At 42.5% G+C, this 24,818-nt stretch carries 21 protein-coding genes; 7 read left to right on the top strand and 14 right to left on the bottom strand.

Features of this window, described 5'->3' with window-relative positions; all coding sequences use genetic code 11:
• Positions 1–134 precede the first annotated feature (134 nt).
• The 3 genes from V7K45_RS27600 to V7K45_RS27590 all read right to left on the bottom strand — a co-directional run bounded on the left by V7K45_RS27600 (position 135) and on the right by V7K45_RS27590 (position 4,420).
• On the bottom strand, positions 135–782 hold the full coding sequence (locus V7K45_RS27600) for a Uma2 family endonuclease (RefSeq protein ID WP_335008365.1): 648 nt from the start codon (positions 780–782) through the stop codon (positions 135–137).
• Positions 783–1,223: 441 nt separating this feature from the next.
• A complete protein-coding gene (locus V7K45_RS27595; protein WP_335008331.1) occupies positions 1,224–2,741 on the bottom strand; it encodes a M16 family metallopeptidase in 1,518 nt (505 codons plus the stop codon).
• Positions 2,742–2,776: 35 nt separating this feature from the next.
• Positions 2,777–4,420 carry a M16 family metallopeptidase gene (locus V7K45_RS27590; RefSeq protein WP_335008329.1) on the bottom strand — a complete coding sequence of 548 codons (1,644 nt, stop codon included), beginning with the start codon at positions 4,418–4,420 and terminating at the stop codon, positions 2,777–2,779.
• A gap of 151 nt (positions 4,421–4,571) precedes the next feature.
• Between V7K45_RS27590 and V7K45_RS27585 the strand changes: the two genes are divergently transcribed.
• Positions 4,572–5,186: a TetR/AcrR family transcriptional regulator gene (locus V7K45_RS27585; protein WP_335008327.1), complete on the top strand. Its 615-nt coding sequence runs from the start codon at positions 4,572–4,574 to the stop codon at positions 5,184–5,186.
• Between the two features lie 90 nt (positions 5,187–5,276).
• On the opposite strand, the gene V7K45_RS27580 is transcribed toward V7K45_RS27585, so the two are convergent.
• A complete protein-coding gene (locus V7K45_RS27580) occupies positions 5,277–5,717 on the bottom strand; it encodes a DUF4332 domain-containing protein (RefSeq protein ID WP_335008326.1) in 441 nt (146 codons plus the stop codon).
• Positions 5,718–6,142: 425 nt separating this feature from the next.
• Complete coding sequence (locus tag V7K45_RS27575; RefSeq protein WP_335008324.1) at positions 6,143–6,949, bottom strand: PhzF family phenazine biosynthesis protein; 807 nt, start codon at positions 6,947–6,949, stop codon at positions 6,143–6,145.
• A gap of 268 nt (positions 6,950–7,217) precedes the next feature.
• Between V7K45_RS27575 and V7K45_RS27570 the strand changes: the two genes are divergently transcribed.
• Positions 7,218–7,508, top strand: coding sequence for a hypothetical protein (locus tag V7K45_RS27570; RefSeq protein WP_335008322.1), 291 nt, complete (start codon positions 7,218–7,220; stop codon positions 7,506–7,508).
• 47 nt (positions 7,509–7,555) lie between these two features.
• Positions 7,556–8,938: an aminopeptidase P family protein gene (locus tag V7K45_RS27565; protein ID WP_335008320.1), complete on the top strand. Its 1,383-nt coding sequence runs from the start codon at positions 7,556–7,558 to the stop codon at positions 8,936–8,938.
• A 166-nt stretch (positions 8,939–9,104) separates the two neighbouring features.
• Here V7K45_RS27565 and V7K45_RS27560 read toward each other — a convergent pair whose 3' ends face one another.
• The 4 genes from V7K45_RS27560 to V7K45_RS27545 form a co-directional block, all read right to left on the bottom strand.
• Positions 9,105–9,440 (bottom strand): hypothetical protein, encoded by a 336-nt coding sequence (locus V7K45_RS27560; RefSeq protein ID WP_335008318.1) that lies wholly within the window; start codon positions 9,438–9,440, stop codon positions 9,105–9,107.
• A gap of 184 nt (positions 9,441–9,624) precedes the next feature.
• Positions 9,625–10,089 (bottom strand): CYTH domain-containing protein, encoded by a 465-nt coding sequence (locus tag V7K45_RS27555; protein ID WP_335008316.1) that lies wholly within the window; start codon positions 10,087–10,089, stop codon positions 9,625–9,627.
• Positions 10,090–10,412: 323 nt separating this feature from the next.
• On the bottom strand, positions 10,413–11,099 hold the full coding sequence (locus tag V7K45_RS27550; protein ID WP_335008314.1) for a DUF6875 domain-containing protein: 687 nt from the start codon (positions 11,097–11,099) through the stop codon (positions 10,413–10,415).
• A 1,069-nt stretch (positions 11,100–12,168) separates the two neighbouring features.
• The gene (locus V7K45_RS27545) at positions 12,169–13,818 is read right to left on the bottom strand and encodes an alpha/beta hydrolase (protein ID WP_335008312.1); all 1,650 of its coding nucleotides are present in this window, start codon (positions 13,816–13,818) and stop codon (positions 12,169–12,171) included.
• Between the two features lie 499 nt (positions 13,819–14,317).
• Here V7K45_RS27545 and V7K45_RS27540 point away from each other — a divergent pair, with 499 nt between their 5' ends.
• Complete coding sequence (locus V7K45_RS27540; RefSeq protein WP_335008310.1) at positions 14,318–14,770, top strand: hypothetical protein; 453 nt, start codon at positions 14,318–14,320, stop codon at positions 14,768–14,770.
• 8 nt (positions 14,771–14,778) lie between these two features.
• On the opposite strand, the gene V7K45_RS27535 is transcribed toward V7K45_RS27540, so the two are convergent.
• The 5 genes from V7K45_RS27535 to V7K45_RS27515 form a co-directional block, all read right to left on the bottom strand.
• Positions 14,779–15,828 carry a M28 family peptidase gene (locus tag V7K45_RS27535; RefSeq protein WP_335008308.1) on the bottom strand — a complete coding sequence of 350 codons (1,050 nt, stop codon included), beginning with the start codon at positions 15,826–15,828 and terminating at the stop codon, positions 14,779–14,781.
• Positions 15,829–16,530: 702 nt separating this feature from the next.
• Positions 16,531–17,622 (bottom strand): ABC transporter ATP-binding protein, encoded by a 1,092-nt coding sequence (locus V7K45_RS27530; RefSeq protein ID WP_335008306.1) that lies wholly within the window; start codon positions 17,620–17,622, stop codon positions 16,531–16,533.
• Positions 17,623–17,734: 112 nt separating this feature from the next.
• Complete coding sequence (locus V7K45_RS27525; protein ID WP_335008304.1) at positions 17,735–18,619, bottom strand: carbohydrate ABC transporter permease; 885 nt, start codon at positions 18,617–18,619, stop codon at positions 17,735–17,737.
• Between the two features lie 3 nt (positions 18,620–18,622).
• A complete protein-coding gene (locus tag V7K45_RS27520) occupies positions 18,623–19,534 on the bottom strand; it encodes a carbohydrate ABC transporter permease (RefSeq protein WP_335008302.1) in 912 nt (303 codons plus the stop codon).
• Positions 19,535–19,586: 52 nt separating this feature from the next.
• A complete protein-coding gene (locus tag V7K45_RS27515; protein ID WP_335008300.1) occupies positions 19,587–20,981 on the bottom strand; it encodes an ABC transporter substrate-binding protein in 1,395 nt (464 codons plus the stop codon).
• A gap of 274 nt (positions 20,982–21,255) precedes the next feature.
• Here V7K45_RS27515 and V7K45_RS27510 point away from each other — a divergent pair, with 274 nt between their 5' ends.
• The 3 genes from V7K45_RS27510 to V7K45_RS27500 all read left to right on the top strand — a co-directional run bounded on the left by V7K45_RS27510 (position 21,256) and on the right by V7K45_RS27500 (position 24,570).
• On the top strand, positions 21,256–21,459 hold the full coding sequence (locus V7K45_RS27510) for a hypothetical protein (protein ID WP_335008298.1): 204 nt from the start codon (positions 21,256–21,258) through the stop codon (positions 21,457–21,459).
• A 165-nt stretch (positions 21,460–21,624) separates the two neighbouring features.
• Complete coding sequence (locus V7K45_RS27505; RefSeq protein WP_335008296.1) at positions 21,625–22,056, top strand: hypothetical protein; 432 nt, start codon at positions 21,625–21,627, stop codon at positions 22,054–22,056.
• A gap of 72 nt (positions 22,057–22,128) precedes the next feature.
• Positions 22,129–24,570, top strand: coding sequence for a tetratricopeptide repeat protein (locus tag V7K45_RS27500; RefSeq protein WP_335008294.1), 2,442 nt, complete (start codon positions 22,129–22,131; stop codon positions 24,568–24,570).
• Positions 24,571–24,818 lie beyond the last annotated feature (248 nt).

Below are 24,818 nucleotides of genomic sequence, written 5' to 3'. Positions count from 1 at the left end.
CGCGATTTATCGCGTCTCTACATCTGGGTTTTGGATTATACTAGTGTATTTATTTATAGTTTGCGGTAGGCTAGCTTATGTATTTAACTAACTTGAAACCCGGTGTATGTTGTGAATTATGGTGACAGCATCAGTTATTGCTGTTGTATCTGTTTTTGTACCCAAAGACGAAAAGCTTTGAGCGTTGCATTTCTGCCTGCTGTTGTACTTTCCTGCAAATATTGGGGAATTGTTTCAATTAGTGAGAATAGAGGAAAATTTATGCTTTGTTGAGATTCTACATAATGTCCGTCTTGCAAAACATTAATTTTGAGCTTTCCTCGATCAAAACGCCAAAGTTCAGGCACTTTTAGCGCTTCATAAATATTAGGATGAGTGCGAGAAGTAATATCAATTTCTAGAGCTAAATCTGGAGGAGGGTCTACTGCTAAATCTAGCCGCTTCTTGCCGCGAATCTTAGATTCATTTTTTATATAGAAACACTGATCGGGTTCTATACCTTGAGCCATTGCTTGGTTTTTGAAAGTGGTAGAACCAAGGCATCTAAACTCAATGTCTAATTCTTCCAAAAGAGCTTTGACTAAATCGCTAATAATTTCTTTATCGTCTTCATGTTCTGGCAGTGGTGCCATAATCTCCAGTATTCCCCTGTCATAAGCAATTCGTGCAGCACGGTGTTCCCCTAAATCTTCTAGAATTGCTTCTAATTCCTGCCAGGTTACATCTCGCAGTAGCACTCTTTGTCCTGGTGGAACATGGATGCGCTTTAATTCCAACAACATCATCTTCGCTCCCAGTAGCTAAAACCTAAATTTAGCTTACTCTAGTTGACCTGATAGGGGCGACAACTTTTGCTGCTTTATAAAAGTGTATGCTGGAGCGATCGCTTCTATAAAGATGAATAGAATAGAGAAAAACCTCTGGAGTTTCCAGAGGTTTTGGTTCCTGATTTAGTTTCTACTTGTTACTCCAATTTGTTCTTAGTCATTTCCTGATAATGGAGAAAATTATTTTAAAAACAAGATCCCCGACTGTCTAAAAAGTCGGGGATATGAGCCTTGCAATTTTATTTGGATATTGAGTGTCTAGGCATCTCAATACTTCTCGCTTTGTGCATTTTTAACTCGGAATCGGGTTTGGGGTAAAGGGTAAAGGGTAAGGGTTAAAGGTTTTTTCTTTCCCTTTTCCCTTTAACCGAGAAGTATTGCTAGGCATCTACGCTATTAATTCTTCGCCTGTGGCTGCGAACCAGGAATCGTTACATCTATTGGTGTCACTTGTTTAGCTAACTGTGTCAATGGCGGTTGAATGGCGGTTTGATTCCCCACTACTAGAGTCACAATCTTTTCTGGCTTGAGATATTCTCGTGCTACCCGTTGGACATCGGCTGCTGTGGTGGCGGCGACGGCTTTTTGATAGCGAAAGAGAAAATCAGCAGGATAGCCGTAATATTCGTATCGCATCAACCGTGATAAGGTTTGGCTGGGGTCTTGAAAGTTGAATACAAAGGAGTTGAGTGTAGACTCTTTGGCATAAGCGAGTTCTTTTGGTGTCACTCTCTGAGTTTGGGTGCGCTTGATTTGGGCTTGTAAGGCTTTGACAAACTGGACGGTAGCATCCGATCGCGTTTCTCCACCAGCGATAAATATGCCAGGATAATCGTAGCGGGGACTCCACTGCCCGTAGACAGAGTAAGCTAAACCTTGACGCGATCGCAATTCATTAAATAAGCGTCCACCAAATCCATTTAACACTCCATTCAATACATCCAGCGCTGCATAATCGGGACTATCGAAACGTCCGCCCAAATGCCCGATAAGCACACTACTTTGCGTTAGCTGAGGCTGATTGACAAAAAATACTCCACCTGTATTAGCTGGCAAAACCTTTGGTAATGTGGGTTTAGCAATACCTGGGTTACGCTGCCAATCGCCAAACTTAGCTTGAATGAGCGATCGCATTTTCTTACTATCAAAATCACCCACAATCCCCAAAATCATATTATTGGGGTGGAAATATTGCTGATAAAACTTGAGCAAATCCTCACGCTCAACTTTATCCACCGTCGCATACTCTATCGTGCGAGCATAAGGGCTATCTTTCCCATAGATTAATTTTTTAAATTCCCGATTAGCAATTCCATCTGGATTGTCATTACGACGGGCAATGCCACCTTTGGCTTGAGTTTTCGCCAAGTCTAGCTTTTCTGGAGCAAATACAGGCGATCGCAGCACTTCAGCAAACAGCCCAAACACTGTTTCTAAATCTTCACTGAGGGCGTCAAAGCTAGCACTACCAGAAGTTTCACCAATACCAACTTCCACAGATGCTGCCCGTTGTTCCAACATCTCATTGAGTTCATCAGGCGAATGGTTCTTAGTTCCTCCAGTTCGCATGACTGCGCCTGTAAAACCAGCCAACCCAACTTTCTCCATTGGTTCCAAGCGATTCCCTGTCCGTACAAACGCTGTACCATTCACCAACGGTAATTCATGATCCTCCATCAAATAGACAACCAAGCCGTTTTGCAGCACAAACCGCTCATATTTGGGTAACTTAATCTCAGGTAGCGGTGGTAGCTGCAATTCTGTGTAATGTTTTGCCTCAGTTGTCGCCGCCAGAGAAAAATTACAAGTTAAAAGTAAGCACGCAAAAACAGCAACCAAAGCATAAATCAACCCTTTCCTCTTTTGATTTTTCAACGCTATCTGCCTTTTAGCTTTCACCTTGTACTTCTGCATATCTATTTTCCTGTGCGCCCTTTGCGGTTTGTTTTTCATGCTGCTTTCGACAACAGCTTCCCAATCGTGCGATTTTTAGGTGTAAAAGTCTCCTTTGCCACCCGTTGAATATCGGCCGTCGTCACCGCCGAAATGTCATCCAACTGCTTAAACAAATTCCGCCAAGAGCCAGTTTTCACCTCATATTCCAACAATTGTTGAGCCATGCCCATATTAGAATCGAGAGTACGTAACAAACCCGCCCGTGCTTGGGTTTTCACCCGTTGCAAATCAGCCGCCGCTACAGGCTCAGTTTTTAATTTGTCAATTTCTTGCCGCAAAGCCACCGCCAACTCATCAACTGTATGACCAGGAGCTGTGAGAGCATAGAAAAATATCAGGTTTGGGTACTTATCTCCAGGAAATCCACTGTAACCTTGAGCATTTAGCGCTAAACGCTGCTTTTCTACCAAAGATTTATATAGCCGCGACGTGCGTCCATCACTTAATAAACTGCCAATGATTTCATAGACGGCATTATCTGGATGAGTAATCGCCGGACGATGATAACCTTCTAAATACCAGGGTTGTGAAGGTAGCTGTAAAGTAACTTCCCGTGTTTGTTGTTGTGGCGGTTCCACCGGGATTTCTTCAACAGCTTTGGTTTTGGGTTGAAAGCGGCCAAAATAAGTTTGCGCTAGTTTTTTCACCTCAGCCGGGTTAACATCTCCGACAATAGCGATCGCTAAATTACTTGGTACGTAGTGAGTATCAAAAAACTTTTGGACATCTTCTGGTGTCAGATTGCGGATATCTTCGTCATAACCAATCACCGGACGCCTGTAGGGATGGGTTTTGTAAGCAGTATCGATAAACTTTTCCACCATCAGTCCAATGGGTGAATTCTCTATCCGCATCCGTCGTTCTTCTAAAATTACATCTTTCTCTTTATAAAACTCACGACGAATTACCGGATCGAGAAATCGCTCCGACTCCAACGACATCCAAAGTTCTAGCTTATTGGCAGGAAAGCTATAAAAATAACGGGTGGCTTCAGTAGAAGTATTGGCATTTAAACCCACGCCTCCCGCTTGTTCGACAATTTGCCCTAATTCATTTTGCTTGACTAGCTTACCGGCTTGCGATTCTACTTGTTCAAACTCAGTTTGTAAGCGAATAACGTCAGCTTTTTTGCCAGCGGCTTTTGCTGTTTTAATTTGAGCATTCAACTGCTCTAATGTGTCTAGTAGCGGTTTTTCTTTTTGGTAGTCTTGTGTACCAATGCGCCTTGTACCTTTAAATGCCAAATGTTCCAGAAAGTGAGCTACACCAGTTTTACCATCTGGCTCATCCACACCACCGACATTTGCATAAGTCAGAAAAGAAACCACTGGCGCTTGATGCCGTTCCAAGACAATGAATTTCAAACCATTATCGAGGCGAAACTCTGTTAACTGTTTAATAACTCGATCGAGATAAGGTTGGATTGAACTTGGAACTGGCGGAGTTTGAGTTTTAGTCTCTTGAGGAGGAGGTGCTGTCTGAGTTTGAGCTAGAGCAACTTCTGGTAGTAATCCCCATGAGAGAACGATCAAAGCTAACAAAGCGATAAACAACTGCCGCAATATGACAGATACTCGATCTGACCAATTCAAAATCTTCAATCTAAAATCCAAAATTGACCGACTGCTCTGGTTCATAAGCGAGAAGTAAGATAAAGTTACATTACCTAAATAACAGGATACTTAGCAAAAGAGCGTTAATCTTGTATTAAGCTTTCAGTGGCTCTTTGCACTTGACGTTAGACAATAATGCTACAAGTCTTGTTACGGATATCTAACCATAACTTTTATGCGAGTTTTTAATTCTTCTCCGCCCTCAGAGGCTCAGACGCGCACCCGGATTTTACAGGCAGCGCAACGGTTGTTTGCCTCTCAGGGATTTGACGGCACTACCACCCGCGACTTAGCACAAGCGGCAGGTATAGCTGAAGGCACTCTATTTCGTCATTTTCCGAATAAAAAAGCAATTTTGGTGGAAGTAGCCACGAGTGGCTGGGTAGAGATTCTGACAGATTTGCTCACAGAATTAAGTGAAATGGGCAGCTATAAAGCCGTCGCTCAGGTGATGCGCCGTCGGATGTGGAATTTCCAAAAAAATGCCGATTTGATGCGTGTTTGTTTTATGGAGGTGCAATTTCACCCCGATTTGCGCGATCGCATTCAATTAGAAGTCATTACTAAAATGACTGATGTCGGCGAAGCATTCTTTCAAACAGCTATGGATAAAGGTATTTATCGTCAAGGAGACGCGAAGCTAGTTGCGAAAGTTTTCTTAGGAATGTTTGCGATCGCAGGTTTTTCTAACAACACCCTCATCGAACCCGACGCCTCTCCCCAACAAATGCAGGAAATGGCCGAAGGACTCGCTGATATATTTCTTAATGGTGTCTTGGTTAAAGAGTGAGGAGTTATGAGTTATGAGTTATGAGTTATGAGTTATGAGTTTTAACTTCTCACTCCTAACTCCTAACTTCTAACTTCTAACTTCTAACTCCTAACTAATGATTGCTTTAGCTTGCTGACTCCACTGTTGTACTAGCTCAATTGCTGGACACAAATCTCGGCGCTGCATTGTTGATACCTGCAAGCGCATAATTTGTTGGTGCAATCTGTGAGTGGGAGTTTGAGCTAACTGCACTACAGAACCAATACCTGCATGAAGCAATAAACCACAATATTGTGTCCCGACACTGGGAATACGTGCCAAGTCAGCTAAAGCCATCCATTTATTTACATACTGAAGATGAATCTGTAGTTTATTTGCTAACGCTAGTCTTGACTCTAGAGTTTTACCTTGTTTGACTAAGGTTACTGTGCTAGTAATCCCACAATTTTGGAGTTGGGATTGTTCCTCGTGGCTCAGTCCAGGTAATTCCTCAATTGGCCAATCACGAGATTGGATAGTATTTCTACTATCTTTGTATTTAGCAGACATTTTTGAAATAAAAATATAGGCTTGTTTAAATATTGTGACAGTTGTTTCTTCGCAAAAGTACGCTTTTGCGGTTTAGTGTTTGTACTGACGTGCAATTTTAACTCAATCTTCTGCAATACGATTGTTTGGCCTAACAAACATTTAGATATCTTGCAAAACTCCCTAACAGCCTCTAACCAAAAGTGAGTTCAATAGACTTCTTGCATAAGTCGGGAAAAGGGGAAGGTGGGGCCCCAAGAAGGGGATAAGGGGCGGGGGGAAGGGGAAAAAGTTCTGTATTGTCCCCTTCCCCTTTAACCTTTACCCTTTTCCCCAAGAGTGCAAAAAGCACTTTTGCAAGAGGTCTAATGCACAGGATTTTGACCTCACCCCCAGCCCCTAGTTCTTGATAGTGAGTTTTTGCCAGATATTATTGATTTGCAATATTAGGTTGATGCGGTAAATAACTCACCTCGCAGCACAGTTACCGCTTGTCCAGCAAGAAAGACGCGATCGCCTCCGTCATAATACACTTTCACCACGCCACCACGACTAGATGCTTGATAAGCTAAGAATTGATCTTTGTGCAAGCGATCGCGCCAGAACCAAGCAAGACAGCAATGAGCCGCTCCTGTAACTGGGTCTTCATTAATACCTAATCCTGGTGCAAAGAAGCGAGAGACGAAATCATATTGAGAATTAGAGTCAGTCAGGCTGGTGACAATGACATTAGGAATCAGTAAGGTTTTTAGCAGTTGAAAATTAGGCTGTATTTGCCGCACCAATTCTTCAGATTCCAATTCTACTAAATAACCTAGTGAATTCTGCAAGACAAATTTGTAGGGTACACCCAACGCTTGCTTGAGTTCTAGAGGAGCGACTGTTGCTTGTGAGTGATTTACTGGAAAATCTAACTCAATCCACTCCCCTTGTAACTTCGCAATCAACACCCCACTTTTGGTATAAAAACGTGCAACTTCATCAGGTAACAAATGTCCCTCTGACCAAAGTACATGGGCACTAGCTAAAGTTGCGTGACCACAAAGTGGCATTTCTACCGTAGGCGTAAACCAACGCAGATTAAAGCCATCATCCTGCTTAACTAAAAAAGCTGTTTCAGATAAATTCATCTCCTGCGCTACGTTTTGCATCCAGCGCTCATCTTGGGTAGTAGGCAAAACACAGACAGCAGCAGGATTACCTGCGAAAGGTGTGTTGGTAAAAGCATCAACCTGAGTAATAATTTGTCCCATTAGTATAGAGTCACCTTGAAAGTTAGACAGCAATATATAGGAATCCGCTTTGATTCGGAGAAATTCTTTGCGTAGGGAGGGAACACAACGACCGGCTCAGTGCAGCGCGGGGAACGGGGAAGAAGGAATAAAAGTGTACTGAGTTTTTTCAAAAATCAAATACGCTTCCTATATCAGTAGGGGCGTGGCGTGCCCCTACTTGTTTAATGAGAACCACTATATACAGTACCTTAGAAATTAGGAATACAATCTCCAAAAACTAGAGTCAATGTTAAAGCAAACCGAAAACGTGAGGATAAAAATCTTCAGAAGCATCTTTGCTACTGTCAACTTAGCGCTAATTTCTGGAGGATTAGTTAGCTGTGTTGTTGAAGCGCCCCAGCCAATTGCTCCAACTGAGCAAAAAAAACCAGTCTTACAACCTAACCAAGAGCCTAAGCAGATAAAGCAGAACGACAATGATGGTGATGATAAAAAAGATGGCGATCGCAAAGACGATAAAAAAGATGGCGATCGCAAAAATGATAAAAAAGATGACGATAAAGACGATAACGACTAAATAAGGGCAAAATTATCACCTTTATCCTTTTCTTTGAGTTTCCATTTATGCTTACCCAACAAACTTCTACTTCCCTCGTTGATACCTTACGGCTCAGACGGCAACAACTAGCCAAGCTCATTGATTTTCCAGTAATTCTGTGGTCGGGTAGCAACAATCCACGCAACTTTCCCGCAAATTCCTTTCCGTTTCGCGCTAGCAGTCATTTCCTCTATTTCGCCGGACTGCCATTACCAAAGGCGGCAATTCGTTTAGAAGCGGGCAAACTAGAATTATTCATTGACGATCCCTCACCCAGCAGCGCCCTTTGGCATGGAGAAATGCCAACGCGCGAGGAAATAGCCGAGAAGATTGGGGCGGATGTGGCTCGCCCAATGGCAGAATTAGAGTCTTGGCTAGAAGATGCTGCTACACTTGCTGTCCAAGATGCGGCTACTTGGACGCAGCAATCGCAGCTATTAAATAGATGGGTTTTACCACAAAGTCCTCCCCAAGCAATTGACTTGGAGTTAGCGAATGCGATCGTTTCTCTCCGCCTCACCCACGACGAAGGTGCATTAACCGAGTTGCGAAAAGCTGCGGCTGTCACTGTCGAAGCTCACAAAGCGGGGATGGCTGCAACACCCCAAGCCAAACTAGAAGCAGAAGTTCGGGCAGCGATGGAAGGGGTAATTATTGCCCACAATATGACCACCTCTTACAACAGTATTGTCACTGTTCACGGTGAAGTTTTGCATAACGAGCAGTATCACCATAGTTTGCAACCAGGTGATTTACTACTTGCCGATGTTGGCGCTGAAACTGAGATGGGTTGGGCAGGTGATGTGACTCGCACTTGGCCAGTTTCCGGCAAGTTTTCATCTACCCAAAGAGATATTTATAATGTAGTGTTGGCAGCTCATGATGCTTGTATTGCCAAAATCCAGCCTGGTGTAGAGTATGGGGATATTCATTTGCTAGCGGCTACAGCGATCGCTGAAGGTTTAGTAGAGTTAGGCATTTTACAAGGAAATCCCCAAGATTTAGTAGAAATGGATGCCCACGCGCTGTTTTTTCCTCATGGTATCGGTCATCTACTGGGTTTAGATGTGCATGATATGGAAGATTTGGGCGATTTAGGCGGGTATGAAGAGGGACGTGAAAGGAGCGATCGCTTTGGCTTAAGCTATCTTCGTTTAAATCGTCCCCTGCGTCCAGGAATGTTAGTCACAATTGAGCCTGGTTTCTATCAAGTACCAGCAATTTTAAATGATGCTAATGTCCGTTCAAAATATCAGAATGTGGTGAATTGGCAGCGTTTATCTGAATTCGCCGATGTCCGGGGAATCCGTATTGAAGATGATGTTTTAGTTACTACCGAAGGCAGCGAAGTTTTAACAGCTGCATTACCGAATGATGCTGATACTGTAGAAAATCTAGTCAATGGCTGAGTTCATACTGACAGGCATCCTTTATGGATGCCTAATTACTAGACTTCTTGCATAAGTCGGGAAAAGGAGAAAAAGTTCTGTATTGTCCCCTTACCCTTTAACCTTTACCCTTTTCCCCTCTTGCAAAAAGCACTTTTGCAAGAGGTCTACTGAATCGATCTTTAATCTAGCCGAGCATTTGACTTCGCACATCACGTTCAGATCGCGAATCCAGCAAGATCGCTAACATAGAGGCATCGCGCTTATCATCAGTGTTAGAGTATTGCGCTGGATCTCGATTTACTTGCACTTCCGCAATCTTTACGTTTTCTGCAACCACCTCAAAACGCACTTTGAAAATACAAAAACCAGTCCAACTACGATGCAAGTATAGCCAAGGAGCCTTATAGAAAATGAACCACTTATTTTCCATCTGCTCTGGAATTACTCCAGCAGCAATTCGGTCGAATTCTTCCTGTGAGTAAACTGTTTCTAGCGTTAGATTTTTGTATACAGAAGGCATAGGTTCTGTTTTCCAATCATTGCATTTGGCTATTCGCATAGTTTTGATTTCATTAGACATCTTGCAAAAGTAACAAATGCCAAGATATTGGGGAAAGGTTAAAGGTTAAAGGGTAAGGGAAAATTCCATACTTTTACCCTTTACCCCTTACCCTTTTCCCTACTTATGCAAGAAGTCTATTCTATTACCATTGTGAAAAAGGGTATTTTACTAAATTGCTGTTGAAATATCTAGAGTCATCAGAAACTTCTTGTCCAATCCAGTTTGGTAATTCAATTTGCTGATTTTCATCAGTGAGTTCAACTTCTGCTAATATCAGTCCTTTATTAACACCATCAAACTCATCTATTTCCCAAATCAAACCACCCGACTCTATTTTATATCTAGTTTTTTCTATAAAGGGACGTTGACATAATGTCTCAAGTATTTCTTGAGCATCTTGAACAGGAATAGGATATTCAAACTCTAATCTCGAATATTTAATATTGGGGCCTTTAATGGTCAAATAACTTTTTTCCCCTACTACACGTATGCGTACAGTTGCTTTATCTTGAGTAGCAATATATCCTTGACGATATACACTACCTTCAGCTAATCCTCTCCAGCTATCTCCTATCACTAAATATTTCCGCTCTATTTCTTTCGCCATTTTATTTACCAAATTATTTGCTTTTTTATATCACAAATAATAGAGTAACTCTAAATATATTCACAAAAATGTGTGTGCCATGATTATAAATCAGAGTTAATTTGTTGAAGTATTGATATTGACTAATTGATAATTAGCGATCGCTTATACTGTAGTACGATAATTTACATCCTGACGACGATTTGATGCTATCTGCACTAAGCAATTACAAGTAGCAGTAAATTCGTCATTTTTATCCCACTTATTTCAAAGTGCAGCGAATTGAAAAGACTTTTAATCCTCCATACTTATGCTCAATCACTAACCCTAAATTCAAACATTTATTATATAGAAGAACTCACCAAAATTTCTTGTTTAATTTGTTCTTTTGCTAAAGCCAATGCTTGATGAGCATTTTTAAACTTTGTTGCATCTGTAAATTTATGCTCAAAATTCTTTAAATAAGCTTCCAAATATCGAATACGTAAATGTGGATCGGCAGGATTTTGAAGAAAAGGGAGGTCAGCTTCAACCATGAACCGAATAGCCAATAGGGGAATAGGGCTACGAAGTGGACGAAAGTTTGGGTTGTGTAGACCAGGACTTTCATTACGTTTATGAAATTCTCCGATCATCAGTCCTGACTCAACAAACAAAGGTTTAAGTTTTTGTTGGACACTATCTACTACTTTAGAAGCGTCTTCTATATGGATGTCAGGAAAAATAAGTAAAAAAGCTTTATTAATTGCTAATTCCTGCTCTTGAGGATCTATTTGCAGAAATATATCTCGATAGCGTCCAACAATCTCTTCTAATTCTTCTGGATACAAGTCTTTTGTGTGAATAACTGCTAGACGAATACTGTTTGATTTGAGAGAGTAAGGTACAAAAGGGCAAACTGCGCCGGGTCTACCTAAGTTAGGATGAGACCTTCCTAAAAAGTTTTTCACCCACTCCATAATTTCAGTTAAAACAGAAAGGTCTTCATGTTGCTGGAGTTGTTCAATTTCACGAGTTGTATAGAGTTGCATAAGCTTGAGTGAAATGGAATAATTGTTTAATTCTGAATGCCAAATTAGTTTACCTACATGTGTATTGTAAAACTAATTATTTAAGTAAATAAAACAAGCCTTTGTTGTTGATTTTTGGTTAATCTTTCGCTTGCAGAAGATAACAACGATCTCTCATTTAGTTTTGTGAACTTCAAGTAAGTTACTCAATACATACACAAACACATTTCATATCAAATAACTTTGTTTCATTTGTTTTGAAATTAGTTTGTAAGATGTTAGCTTCAGAACTAAATATTGGAATCTTGAAACACATGTATGATGTACTACACTTTGCTAATACACCCTACAATTAATTGACAGATTTTTTCAAAAAGAGTTTACGATTTCTATAGGATACGTATGTATCATCATTATCCGGCATCTACTCCTAGTTTTTTACACTCTTAAGCTTCTGTTATTTTTACGAATACATTATAAATTTTATGTGTAAATAGTTATTTTTACTGTAAAAATTTGGTGTAGATTTAACAGCAACTTTAGGGCTAATATCAATGTAGTATGATTGTATTAATTAAAAAATTTACACAGAATTGCTATAAAGCCAATTGTATAAGCTGTATATTAATCACAGCAGATTACAAATTAATAAAGTACACTCTCCCAAATAGATTGGAGAGGATGCTTGATAGGGTGGGTGGGGTAGTTAATCCACTTAGATGAAAAGTACTATATTCTCGATTGGTCGATCTCAACGTCAGGTAATTGTAGCGAATATCAGTATTTTAGGCTTTTTTTGATCTAAAAATAAAAATGGTAGGGATAGTTAGAATAAGCGGCGACTTCTACCATTCCCCATATCCCTATTTTTAAGTAAGCTACTCACAAAATTAAATATTTTAGGACTTACGGTACTATACTAATTAACCATAATATGCATTAAATCGAATTCATATTTTAGGTGCTGATTGCAACCCCGATTTTGTTACATATTTACTGTTCTGGCTATTAGAAATGGTTCAAAAGCCCAAAATTAGTATAGTCAATATGTATGATAAGTAAGTCCTATATTTGTTTAATTGAAAGTCCCTTATTTCTCAACAAATTCTTTCACCACTGCCATAGCATCAGGAGGAATCTGTGTAATTAGACGAAATGGAAATGCGGCAGTTGAAGCAAACTGAGCATAGTCTGGTGTCAGGAAGATAGCATAGTTTTTAGCTTCTGGAGTCATCTGTGCAGCAAAGGCCAAGGTTAGAGCTTTAACGTATTTGCGAACATCTGCTGCTTGTTCACCGACAACTTCACCGCCACTAATCGGTGTATTTGGTTGTCCGATCTGATCTAATGTGGTGCTGGGGTCTTTTACACTAAGATGAGTACCCCCAATTATACCGACTAGCGATTTTGGGGATGGGATTTTTTCAAATCCGACAATCTGTTCAGTTAAAGCTGGGGTGGTTTTATCGGCGGAACCTGCTAACACTATGGTAGGAACTTGTATCTTAGTTAACCCAGTTTCGCCAAAAATTAGAGAAGTTGTGGGATTGAAAGCGATCGCTTGTTTGATTCTGGGATCTCGTAGTTGATAGCTATTTTCTGGTAGTTCTTGAGCGATGCACTGCATATTTTCTCCCAAACTCAAGATAGTCAAGTTCTTTTTGCAGCGTTGTTTGAGATGTTCTAGTTGTAACTCGGCTCCAGCAAGTGCTAAAGCTGTACCACCACCAAATGAATAACCAACAACCATCGCGTTTGTAGTTGCAAGTTTCCCTTGCAGGGGATGATTAGCCGTTTGGTTGAGCTTTTCTAATTCGTCGAGGACAAAACTAATATCTTGAGGACGATACAAAAACTCTTGAGGCTTCATGACTCTGGTTTTGCCTTGTAATGCTAAGTTAGCATTTGCTTGATTACTACCGGGATGTTCTAAAGCTGCTACGACATAACCGTGGGATGCTAAATGTTCTGCCAGGTAACGCAAGTCCGTGCGAACCGACCCGAAGCCGTGAGAAAAGACAATTACGGGTTTGTCGGGAGTTGCAGCAGTTGACCAGTAAATATCAACTGGGATTTGGCGATCGCGCTTTTGATCGTTCAGACTTAAGTTGAGTATTTTTACTTGGGCGCTTCCTGGTTGGCTGGGATCAAAAGGGAAAGCAATCTGCGGTGTTCTCGGATGTGCTGTTATGGGGTCGAGTTGGGGAGCGATCGCTAACATGAATTGTTGGGTACGCCAAAAAGCTGTATTTAAATTCCCTGCAACAGCGAAAGCCTTTGGCAAATCAATTTCTAAGCGTTTACTGGGATAAGCAGCAATAAAACTCAGTATAGAAAGACCTTGCGGTGCAGTAGAACCTAATACCAAGCTTGCTCTGAGTGCTTGTACCCCAGCTTTGTCCTTTCGGGCTAAGGCTGTAGCGAAGTCACTGAGAATAGTTGTACCAATCTGGGTATTAATTAACCTATCAAGTGTGACAACATTCATAGGTATATTCATCCCCAGCGCCCCCAACAAGAAGCGGCGTTGTTCTTCAGATAAAGACTGTAAACTCCCAGGCAATTTTCCTGTTTTTACAGCCTTTTGCAACTCAGTCAGAGAGATGGATTCTGTAAATAAACCCAAACGCACAACAACCGTGTCAGCTGCAATGGCCGAAGTATTTGCCCCGAACTGTGTAAGTACAATGGCGCTAAATAAACCCGCAACTGTCTTCAGACTTCTCCAAATTTTTCCCATAAACTTTTATACCAACTGTTACTTACGGGAATATAACGGATATTTGTGTATTTGACTACCCCAATAATTGATTAGAAATAAAAGTAAATTTTTTTTTAACTTGATGGCGAAGTCTACGACGGGCTACGCCTATCCTCTAATCTCCTCAAAGCATCTGCTGATGCAAACAGAGCCATATTACAAGCATAACAAGAGTAACAAATTGTAGAATTCATCACAGCCAAAAATTTGAGCATAAATCAGTGTTAACAGCCACAAAAGCTCGATTGTTTCTCAGCTAGGTTTAAGACTGTAACGCAGCTACTAGAACAGGGAAAGCAATCGCATCTACAATCTGCAATTTTTTTTTACAGGAAAATTTAACCGACTGCTTAATGTTTTGTCTTTTCTGTTTAAAACGTTTTGCAGAGGTGTTGCAGGTGAATAGTCTGACTGCTGTAGCTGCGCGATCGTCACTCATCAAATTACCCCAGCCGCATCAACAACTTTTCTTGGCTCTATGCGTCGCAGACTACCCTATATTTTAATTTTTCTGCTCTCTCTGAGTATTATTACACTGTGGTGGCCTGTGAATGATTCTGATTGCAATTTTGAGGCTTTTATCGCATCAAAAACTACAAAATTCCAAGTACATGCTACTAAGGTTAGTGTTCAGCCGTGGCGTGGTCGTCACCATGTATATGGAATTTTTATGATTCCTGATGAATACAAACAAGCTCCATTTTTTGTGTTAACAGTCCAAGGTGCTGGTAGTTACTGTTCAAAACAATTTGGTTATAAACAAAACTTTGATGATATCTTTGCTGAACCAGGAACTTATCTGGTAAAGAAAGCTATTAGAACTCGAAAAACTCTGCGGCTCATTCTTCAAGGTTTATATTCTCAGGTCAATGATAAAAATAATTGGACGTTGACTTTCCCTGAACCAAAAGCTAGTCAAGATAATTCATAATTCATCAGTTAGCTTGGTGGTTGAGTTTCCAAAATCTGGTCTTTTTCTAATAAGGCACTAGTCGCATTAACTACAATTTGTGCTGCTCCGGTGAAGAACGATCGCTCGATAGTCGCTGGCACATCGCTAGGTTTATGATAGTGCGGAGTGCGTAAATTTGCGGTATCTGTCACCAGCACAGCACCCACACCTTGGTACCAAAACGGTGCATGGTCGCTGCGTAAGGTGTCTGGTGTCAGTAAACCTTTAAAAGGAATTGGTAGTGTTAGAACTGCTGGCATTGATTCCTGTTTATTCAGGGCGGTTGAGCGGATATTTTGTGAGTTTTGAAAAGCATTCAGCAAAGACAAATGTTCTGTATCGCCGATTACTGCCAAAAAATCGCCCTTGTCGCTAGGTGGTGTAACAGGCAATCCAGCAGGGTATTTCTGACATCCAGAAGTGTAACAAGCGTAACCTACCATATCCATAACGATCGCTCCGCCTAAATTTTGCAAGCGTGCTGTCTTGCTCACAAAAGCCTGACTACCCAAAAGTCCTGCTTCCTCTTGGTCAAAAAAAGCTAGCTGTAACGTTCGTGGCGTAGCACGAGAACCGAGCAACCGAGCTACTTCCAGCACTACAGCTACACCACTGGCATTATCATCGGCACCAGGGGAAGAGGCAACCGTATCGTAATGTGCTGCTACAAGAATTGCTTTCGCGGCTTTGTTAGTTCCTGGGCGTTCAGCAAAAATATTCACACCGTCAGAGAACTTTTCTAATTTAGGTTTCCAGCCGACTTTTTTCAATTCCGTTGTAATATAAGTGCGAGTAAGCGATCGCTCTTTTGTGGTGTAGCGCTGAAAATTCAACTTTTGGATATGGTTTAACAGCTTGTCAGTAGACACTTGGGGGGTAATGTCAACTTCCCTTGATGGCTGTGGTTCGGGTGTTTCTACCGGAATGCGCTCAACAATTGTCGGTGAGGGACGCTGTTCAAAAAACGTGCTACCTCTGCTACCCAACACGGCAACTGTCATCAGCACCAACAGCATCAGCCAAATCCATTTTCTCATCTAATTTATCCTTGGCTTCCTGACTTAGGGTAGCGCAAATCCCCAAGCATCACTTTCTAGGATTGCTTCGGTTAAAGTTTTTTGATGAAAATTCTAGCGATCGCAAAGACGCGATAAATCTGATTATTAGACCTATTGCAAAAGTCCCTAACACCTCTCCCCGCTTGCGTTGCCGGGCTATCGTGTACACACAAGTCGAATTTCTTCTTAAATCCCAAAGATTACCTACTTAATCGCACTGATGGTTAGGGTGGGGTAAAACTAAAGCTAAAACCTTAGTAAATCGGGTTTCAGGTGAGGTTTTGAGAATTTATGCAATAAATATATTGAATTCGGGTGGTCGTTTATTGAATTCGGGTAGTCGTTTATTGAATTCGGGTGGTTGTTTATTGAATTCGGGTGGTTGTTTATTGAATTCGGGTAGTCATTTATTGAATTCGGGTGGTCGTTTATTGAATTCGGGTGGTCGTTTATTGAATTCGGGTGGTCGTTTATTGAATTCGGGTAGTCATTTATTGAATTCAAGCAGTGGTTAGGGTGGAGAAAACCCAGATTATTGAACAACTTTAGACTTGTGTGTACACCGTAGGCTTCCGAAGAGGGGAACGTTTGTGTTAGCAAATGCGGGGTGAAGTTCTTTGTTTTTTATTTATACAAGAGGTCTATTGTAGAGACGGCGATTCATCACGTCTCTTGCTTGCGTTAACCTAATATTTGTCTCTTAACAAGAGCATGGCCAGATTGCACATCAAACCAGTGAATATCTTCAGGGGGCAATGCTAGTGTAATATCCTCGTTACTCCAATTTTGGTCTGTTGGCAACAAAGCACGTACCGTAATCGCTCCAGTTTGTGAACCCTCAACCTTGACACTAACCAAATAGTGCATACCCAAATTTTCCACCAAAAATACTTTCCCTTGAATAGTCTGGGTATCACCTGGTTGAGCAATGCGGACATTTTCTGGTCGGATTCCCAGAACAATCTGCGGTGGTACAGTTGGTATATCTGGGAGATGAACCTGAAAGTTACCCAACAGCGCATATTGTCCCTTACAAGGTAAAGTCAGCAAATTCATTTGCGGACTACCAACAAATCCAGCCACAAATAGATTAGCTGGATGATTATAGATGCGGTCAGGCGGATCGAGTTGCTGGACATAGCCATCATTGAGCAAGGCAACTTTTGTAGAGAGCGTCATCGCTTCTGTTTGGTCGTGGGTGACGTAGACAACTGGCACTTTTTGGGCTGCAAAAATTTGCTTGATATCGGCTCGGACTCTTTCCCGCAATAGTGCATCCAGATTACTTAAAGGTTCATCCAGCAGGTAGACATCGGCATTACGCACCAAAGCACGACCGACAGCAACCCGCTGCCGTTGACCTCCAGACATTTGACCGGGTTTGCGGTTCATTAGCTCTGCTAATCCTAAAACTTCTGCCACTTCTGCCACTCGCTGTTTAATTTCTGTCGGTGGTACTTTTTTCAGCTTGAGTCCAGAAGCGAGGTTTTCGTACACCGTCATGTGGGGATAGAGTGCATAGCTTTGGAATACCATTGCAATATTGCGATCGGCTGCTCGTTTATAGGTGACATCCACCTCCCCAATCTCGATTTGACCGCGAGTCGGTTCTTCAAGACCCGCAATCATGCGTAGGACGGTGGATTTACCACAGCCAGAAGGGCCAAGTAAAGTGAGAAACTCATGGTTATCTACAGTTAAACTAACGTCTTTGACAGGGACGACTTTGGGACTGTAGGTTTTATTCAAGTTTTTAAGTTCGAGTTTAGCCATTTTTCATTTGTCATTTGTCATTGGTCATTTATCAGAAATTATTATTCTCCCCTCTGCTTCCCCTACTCCCCTGCTCCTCGGTCACTGAGCGTAGTCGAAGTGCTGCTCCCCCTTATCCCTTGACAGCACCAGCGGTAAGACCTTGGACAATCCGGCGCTGGAAAAATAAAACTAGTAAAATCAGGGGTAATGTCCCGATGACAGTTGCAGCAGCGATCGGGCCATAGGGAATTTCATATATTGTCGCACCACCCAACTGAGCCGCAGCAACGGGAATTGTCTTCAACTCTTCACGAGTCATAAACGTGAGAGCAAAAATAAACTCGTTCCAAGCAAAAATAAAAGTGAGGATTCCAGTAGTCACCAAGGCGGGAAGGGTCATAGGTAGCACGATTTGCCATAGTAGTTGAAAAGTATTGTAGCCATCGACCCTAGCAGAATCTTCCAAGTCTTTTGGTAATTGTTCAAAAAAGCTTTTAAGTACTAAAATTGTTAGCGGCAAATTAATCGCTGTATAGGGTATAATCAGCGCCAGATAATTATTGCCCAATTTCAACGCTTGGATAATTTCTAATAGTCCTAAAAACAAGAGAATTCCTGGAAATAAGGTAACAATTAAAATGCTGGCGAGGATAACTTTTTCACCCCAAGGGCGTAACCGTGCCAGGGCATAAGCCGCAGGTGCGCCGATCGCTAAAGCTACAGCAGTAGAAGTAATCGACACAAAGGCACTGTTGAAGATGTAGCGCCAAAATGGCCGACGGGTGAATAACTCAATGTAGTGATTGAAAGTAAAGCGTGTAGGAAAATAGACAGTAGGAACGGCAGCAATATCGTCATTCACTTTAAACGAGGTCAGCAATTGCCATAAGGCTGGCGCTAGGCTAAATACCACTATTAATACAACTATGATGCCCAGCAAGATTTTTTTCAGAGAAAACTTGGTTCCCCCTGTTGGTTTTGGAGTCGTTGGAACTGCTTGGGGAGTTACACTCATGGCTTAAATGGCTCCTGATGTTTTGGCACGGTATTTGTTAAGTAAGAAACTAGCGATCGCCACCGCCGCAATTAATATTAAAAATGTCACTACTACCAAGGCAGCTCCATAACCAAAATCTAAGTAGCGCATCACCGTGGAGTAAATGTACAATGACACCACTTCCGTAGCACCACCAGGGCCGCCCCCAGTCATCACAGCAACCAAGTCAAAAATCCCAAAAGCTTGAGCAAACCGAAATAGTACTGCAATTAATATCTGCGGCAGCAGCAATGGCAGGGTAATATTGCGGAAACTTTGCCAAGCAGTTGCTCCATCGACCGAGTAAGCTTCATAGAGGTCTTTTGATATCGACTGCAACCCAGCTAGCAACAGGATACTGATAAACGGCGTAGTTTTCCAAACATCAGCAAAAACCAGTGCGATCGTTGCCAGCGTTGGCTCTCCTAACCAATTAATCCCAGTCTTAATCAGCCCTAAGCGCAGCAGAATATCGTTCACAACCCCAAACTGGTCGTTAAAAATCCAAGCCCACGCCAGACCAATTAGAGAAGTAGGCAAAGCCCAAGGGATAATGGCAGTTGTACGCACTATGCCCCGCCCAACAAACGCCTGATTGAGAACTAGGGCAATTCCCAGTCCTAGCAGTAGTTCTGAGATGACTGATGCTGTCGTGAACACGGTTGTCGCCCACAAACTCTGCCAAAAACGACCATCCCCCGCCATCCGCACATAATTCTCTAAACCAGAGAATACGGGTTGTAGCTCTGTTCCCAAATTTCTAGTAAATACGCTTAACCAAAATGCCCGTAAAATCGGGTAGGCAAATACAAACAACAACAGCAGCAATGCGGGTGTTAATAAAATCCAGGCTGTCTGTTGTTCTCGACTTTTGAGTGTATGTAAATTTATCATTTGTCATTTGTCATTTGTCATTGGTCATTGGTCATTGGTCATTGGGAACTGGCTATGTAATTTTTCTCCCCCTGCTCCCCTGCCCCTCTGCTCCTCTGCCCCCCTGCTCCTCTGCCCCTCTGCCCCCTGCTCCTCGCCCTCCTGCCGCCAACAGTCGGCGCGTTTCCGCAGCAGCAGCTTGCATTGCTCGTTCAGGATTCATTCGGCCGGATAAGGCAGCGCTGAGATAACGCTGCAAAATATCTGATGTTTGAGCATATTGGGCGATCGGCGGACGTAAAACGGCATTGTCAACGACCTGCAATAACTGCGGATAGTGGGGGTATTTAGCAACAATCTCTGGTGCTGTAAACAGTTCCCGACGACTTGGTACATAACCTGCACTGAAAATGAATCGGCGCTGTGCTTCCCGACTGGTAAAATACTTAATTGCTTTCCAAGCTTCTTCAGGATGTTGAGAAGATTTCGCAATCCCTAAACCCCACCCCCCAAGACAAGCCGCTCCCGTCTTACCAGGGGCATGAACCATTGGTTTAATCGCTATTTTGCCCCGGATTGGCGAATTTTCTGCCTGGGCTAAAGGCCACGCGTATGGCCAACTACGTAAAAACGCTACTTGACCACTTTGAAACAAACGGCGGGTGTCTTCTTCTTGATAGGTTGTGACTCCAGGAGGAGAAACGCCTTTGCTGATAGTACTACGCAGAAACTCAATGGCTTGTAATGTTTCTGGTCGATCTAATCCAACTTCGAGGGTGTCGGGTTTAACCCAGAAGCCACCAAAACCATCGAGGATTTCCGCAAACATCGCCACAAGTCCTTCATATTGGCGACCCTGCCAAACATAGCCCCATTTCACCTGGTTTTTCTTCTGCAAGACTTGGGAAATTCGGATCAAATCATCAAATGTTTCTGGCGGTTGCAATCCTGCTTGTTTGATTAAATCTTCCCGGTAATAGAGCATTCCTACGTCGGAACGCACTGGAATGCGGTACAACTGGTTTTGATAACGTCCCCCTTCTACATCCTGGGGTGAAAATGCTGCCAACTCCTCTTTAGAAATGCGATCGCCTAAAGGTAGCAACCATCCAGCAGCAGCAAACTTGGATGTCCAGATCACATCCATATTAATCAGGTCATAAGGGGATTCACCCAAGATAAAAGATGAGGTGTAGAGGTCTTCGAGCAAATTTGTGGCATTCGGCCCTTCAACTAAGTTAATGCGAATACCTGGGTTCTCAGCCTCGAAGTCTCTAATTAAACCCTGCCTCCAAGGTTGGGCATCAGGGGCAGTCATTAACAGATTGAGGGTGACTGGTTGCTGCGAGAGTGCTACCCAACTGAACAATATAATGCTCAAGAGAGTTGCGAAAAAAAACCCTATATGCTGATAACTTTGTTTTTGAATGAATTTTTGCAAATTGTTTATTGGCTTTCGGTACAACATTATCAATGTAGCGATCGCTAGTAGTAATCCTTAGGAAAGAAAAACATAAAATATCTCAAAAAAGATTATTTTGTATTATTTTTTTACGGCTTAATCAGTAGGTTGGCATAAATATTTCTTGTTGGAATGAGGCAGGAGGAAGGGTGAAAGGAGAATATCTGTCCGTCCTTTTCCCTTTTTCCCTCTTCTTCTGCCGTGAGCAGATCGCTTTTAGCGTCTCCCCGTGGGAGAAAGTAGAAGTCAGGAGATAAAAGGGTTTTAGCCTCATTTATTTTTGACTCACATCGCCGACCGCGAAAGCGATATGTATGAGGAATTTGCCACAGTTCCAAATCACGACAATCATGTGCTGGTCAGAGCGCGCATTGACCGTCGCCTTGTGGGAAAAACCCAATCACTGTATACATACTTAAATCAACAGCCCAGCGAGGGGACTTATACAATAGATGTGCGTAGCCTACCAGGAGAGAGGCTTTGAGTTTTATTCCCTTTCCCTGTCTTCGACACGCTGCGCGAATGTAGGGAAGGGGTTAGGTCTGTATTCCATTCAACCGCAAACCGTTATAATTTGTGCTTTTTTCTCCGTTGAGAAACTGTTATGCTGAAAAAAATAAGTATAATCTCGTAATATTATTATTAACTTATGGAACCAGTAACCTTAACAGCCGTAGGAACTGCGATCGCTACTATAGTTTTAACTAAGGCTTTAGAAAAAACAGGCGAAAAGCTTGGGGAAGCAGCATTAGAAAAAAGTAACGAGTTAATCGCACAGCTACGCCAGAAAAATAAGCTGCCCTTGTTAGCGAATACGTCACAGGAAAATACACAGCAGGCGTTAGATTATGGTAAAGCTGTGTTGGAGTTGAAAGCCGCAGCCGATACAGATACCGAAATTGCTCAATCAGTACGGGAAGTAGAAGCAGCCGTAAACGTTGACCCACAAGCAGCAAAGGTTCAGGCTTTAGCAAATGACCTCAACTCACAACCAGCAGGTGCGATCAATAATGCAAAGTTAGCTGAATCTATTAAAAACGTCTTTCAGGGAAATACTTTTATTGGTACTCAGAACTTTTGACTACAGTCGCCCGAACAGGAACGGGTAAAGTCAAATCCTGAAATACCGCAAAATGTACCCCTGAGTGGGGTAGTGAAATTTGTGGGACGTGATGAAGAACTGCAAGAACTCCATGAACTCTTGCAGAAAAATAACCAAGTAGCCATTGCGGCTATTTTGGGAATGGGTGGACTGGGTAAAACAGAACTCGCCTTGCAATATGCCATGACTCAGCGCGAAAACTACAAAGGTGGACTGTGCTGGTTACAGGCGAAAGTTGCGGATTTTGGCGTTCAAGTGGTGCGGTTTGCGAGAACTCAGCTTGATTTAAAGCCACCAGAAGAATTTGATTTACCTGCACAAGTACAATACTGCTGGCGGAATTGGCGTGAGGGTAATGTGCTGCTGGTGGTGGATGATATTACAGATTACGAGCAAGTCAAACCTTACCTACAGGGCGCATCTTCCAGATTTAAAGTGTTGATGACTACGCGCAAAAAGTTGGGTGCAGCCATCAAGCAATTATCTTTGGATGTATTACAACCAGATGCAGCGTTGGAGTTGTTACGGTCTTTGCTGGCAGAAACACCAGGGCGAATTGAGAAAGAATTAGATGTAGCAAATCAATTGTGCGAATGGCTGGGGTATTTGCCTTTGGGTTTAGAGTTGGTGGGGCGATATCTGGCGCGGAAGCAGGATTTGTCTATATCGAAAATGATGGGGCGATTAAAGGAAAAGGAAAAGCCACTAGAACAACTTGCACTTGTGAACCCAGAAGCCGATATGACAGCACAATTGGGAGTGCAAGCCGCCTTTGAGTTGAGTTGGCAGGAATTAGCAGAAGATGATAAGCAATTAGGCTGTTTACTCAGTTTATTTGCCGCCGCACCCATACCCTGGAACTTAGTAGAACAGTGTTTACCAGAGAAAGATGAGGATGAGTTAGAGGAAATTCGGGATGATAAATTATTGAATCTGCATTTACTCCAGCGCAAAGGTGAAGGAATTTATCAACTACATCCACTGTTGCGGGAATTTTTCCAATCTAATTTTACAGGTTTAGAGCAAGCAGAGAAATTTAAGCGATCGTTTTGTCCGGTAATGGTAGCAGTTGCTAAAGAAATTCCTGAGACTCCTACCCTTGAGGAAATTAACGCTGTTTCCCTTGCCATACCACACATAGCTGAAGTAGCAAACAATCTCATTCAATATGTCAGTGATGAAGATTTAATTTGGCCTTTCGTCGGCTTGGGTTACTTCTATGAAGGACAAGGGTTATATACCCAAGCCGAACCTTGGTATCAGCAGTGTTTATCAACAGTACAAAACCGCTTGGGAGACAATCATCCCGATTTTGCCACCAGCCTCAACAACTTGGCAGGACTCTACAAATCCCAAGGAAAGTACAACCAAGCCGAACCCCTGTATCTCCAAGCTTTAGAACTCAGACAACGCCTGCTGGGAGACAATCATCCCGATTTTGCCACCAGCCTCAACAACTTGGCAGGACTCTACAAATCCCAAGGAAAGTACGACGAAGCCAAACCCCTGTATCTCCAAGCTTTAGAACTCAGACAACGCCTGCTGGGAGACAATCATCTCCGTGTCGCCACCAGCCTCAACAACTTGGCAGGACTCTACTATTCCCAAGGAAAGTACGACGAAGCCGAACCCCTATATCTCCAAGCTTTAGAACTCAGACAACGCCTGCTGGGAGACAATCATCCCCGTGTCGCCACCAGCCTCAACAACTTGGCATATCTCTACTATTCCCAAGGAAAGTACGACCAAGCCGAACCCCTATATCTCCAAGCTTTAGAACTCTATCAACGCCTGCTGGGAGACAATCATCCCGATGCCGCCCAAAGCCTCAACAACTTGGCATTACTCTACAATTCCCAAGGAAAGTATGACCAAGCCGCACCCCTCTATATCCAAGCTTTAGAACTCAGACAACGGCTGCTGGGAGACAATCATCCCCATGTTGCCCAAAGCCTCAACAACTTGGCATATCTCTACTATTCCCAAGGAAAGTACGACCAAGCCACACCCCTCTATATCCAAGCTTTAGAACTCAGACAACGCCTGCTGGGAGACAATCATCCCGATGTCGCCCAAAGCCTCAACAATTTGGCAGGACTCTACGAATCCCAAGGAAAGTACGACCAAGCCGAACCCCTGTATCTCCAAGCTTTAGAACTCCATAAACGCCTGCTGGGAGACAATCATCCCGATGTCGCCACCAGCCTCAACAACTTGGCATATCTCTACTATTCTCAAGGAAAGTACGACCAAGCCGAACCCCTGTATCTCCAAGCTTTAGAACTCGATAAACGCCTGCTGGGAGACAATCATCCCTCGGTCGCCTTCAGCCTCAACAATTTGGCTAAACTCTACTATTCCCAAGGAAAGTACGACCAAGCCGAACCCCTTTATCTCCAAGCTTTGAATATTTTCGAGCAAAGTTTAGGAGGGAATCATCCTAATACTGTGAGAGTGCGTGAGAATTTAGCAAATTTACGCGATTCTCTCTAATGAGAACAATAAAATTTACCTTCCCAACCTCATCACTCTAGCTTTTATCTCCAAGTTTCCTGTTTTGAACTCCAAGTTTCATGTTCAGAACCCGAACTTTTGTGTTGCAAACGAGAATGTTCCTGTTTCCAACTAAAGTATTCTTGTTTCCAGTGATACCATTTCTTTATGAAGCTGCGCTAAATAAAGCTTCAAGAATAAAGTCGTAAGAAGTGAGAGAAGCAATCACCTCAGGTGTAATTGCTTTG

It is taken from the genome of Nostoc sp., assembly GCF_036917375.1.
Classification (GTDB): Bacteria; Cyanobacteriota; Cyanobacteriia; order Cyanobacteriales; family Nostocaceae; genus Nostoc.
Note: the sequence above shows the minus strand (reverse complement) of the source record. Positions and strands in the feature narration are given on the sequence as shown.

Excerpts from the sequence above, each read along its gene's own strand:
- V7K45_RS27600 (WP_335008365.1), bottom strand. The coding sequence starts at position 782 with ATGTTGTTGGAATTAAAGCGCATCCATGTTCCACCAGGACAAAGAGTG.
- V7K45_RS27560 (WP_335008318.1), bottom strand. The coding sequence starts at position 9,440 with ATGCCTTCTGTATACAAAAATCTAACGCTAGAAACAGTTTACTCACAG.
- V7K45_RS27545 (WP_335008312.1), bottom strand. The coding sequence starts at position 13,818 with ATGGGAAAAATTTGGAGAAGTCTGAAGACAGTTGCGGGTTTATTTAGC.
- V7K45_RS27570 (WP_335008322.1), top strand. The coding sequence starts at position 7,218 with ATGTTAAAGCAAACCGAAAACGTGAGGATAAAAATCTTCAGAAGCATC.
- V7K45_RS27555 (WP_335008316.1), bottom strand. The coding sequence starts at position 10,089 with ATGGCGAAAGAAATAGAGCGGAAATATTTAGTGATAGGAGATAGCTGG.
- V7K45_RS27590 (WP_335008329.1), bottom strand. The coding sequence starts at position 4,420 with ATGAACCAGAGCAGTCGGTCAATTTTGGATTTTAGATTGAAGATTTTG.
- V7K45_RS27515 (WP_335008300.1), bottom strand. The coding sequence starts at position 20,981 with ATGTTGTACCGAAAGCCAATAAACAATTTGCAAAAATTCATTCAAAAA.
- V7K45_RS27530 (WP_335008306.1), bottom strand. The coding sequence starts at position 17,622 with ATGGCTAAACTCGAACTTAAAAACTTGAATAAAACCTACAGTCCCAAA.
- V7K45_RS27505 (WP_335008296.1), top strand. The coding sequence starts at position 21,625 with ATGGAACCAGTAACCTTAACAGCCGTAGGAACTGCGATCGCTACTATA.
- V7K45_RS27535 (WP_335008308.1), bottom strand. The coding sequence starts at position 15,828 with ATGAGAAAATGGATTTGGCTGATGCTGTTGGTGCTGATGACAGTTGCC.
- V7K45_RS27595 (WP_335008331.1), bottom strand. The coding sequence starts at position 2,741 with ATGCAGAAGTACAAGGTGAAAGCTAAAAGGCAGATAGCGTTGAAAAAT.
- V7K45_RS27540 (WP_335008310.1), top strand. The coding sequence starts at position 14,318 with ATGCGTCGCAGACTACCCTATATTTTAATTTTTCTGCTCTCTCTGAGT.
- V7K45_RS27525 (WP_335008304.1), bottom strand. The coding sequence starts at position 18,619 with ATGAGTGTAACTCCCCAAGCAGTTCCAACGACTCCAAAACCAACAGGG.
- V7K45_RS27585 (WP_335008327.1), top strand. The coding sequence starts at position 4,572 with ATGCGAGTTTTTAATTCTTCTCCGCCCTCAGAGGCTCAGACGCGCACC.
- V7K45_RS27550 (WP_335008314.1), bottom strand. The coding sequence starts at position 11,099 with ATGCAACTCTATACAACTCGTGAAATTGAACAACTCCAGCAACATGAA.
- V7K45_RS27580 (WP_335008326.1), bottom strand. The coding sequence starts at position 5,717 with ATGTCTGCTAAATACAAAGATAGTAGAAATACTATCCAATCTCGTGAT.
- V7K45_RS27520 (WP_335008302.1), bottom strand. The coding sequence starts at position 19,534 with ATGATAAATTTACATACACTCAAAAGTCGAGAACAACAGACAGCCTGG.
- V7K45_RS27575 (WP_335008324.1), bottom strand. The coding sequence starts at position 6,949 with ATGGGACAAATTATTACTCAGGTTGATGCTTTTACCAACACACCTTTC.
- V7K45_RS27565 (WP_335008320.1), top strand. The coding sequence starts at position 7,556 with ATGCTTACCCAACAAACTTCTACTTCCCTCGTTGATACCTTACGGCTC.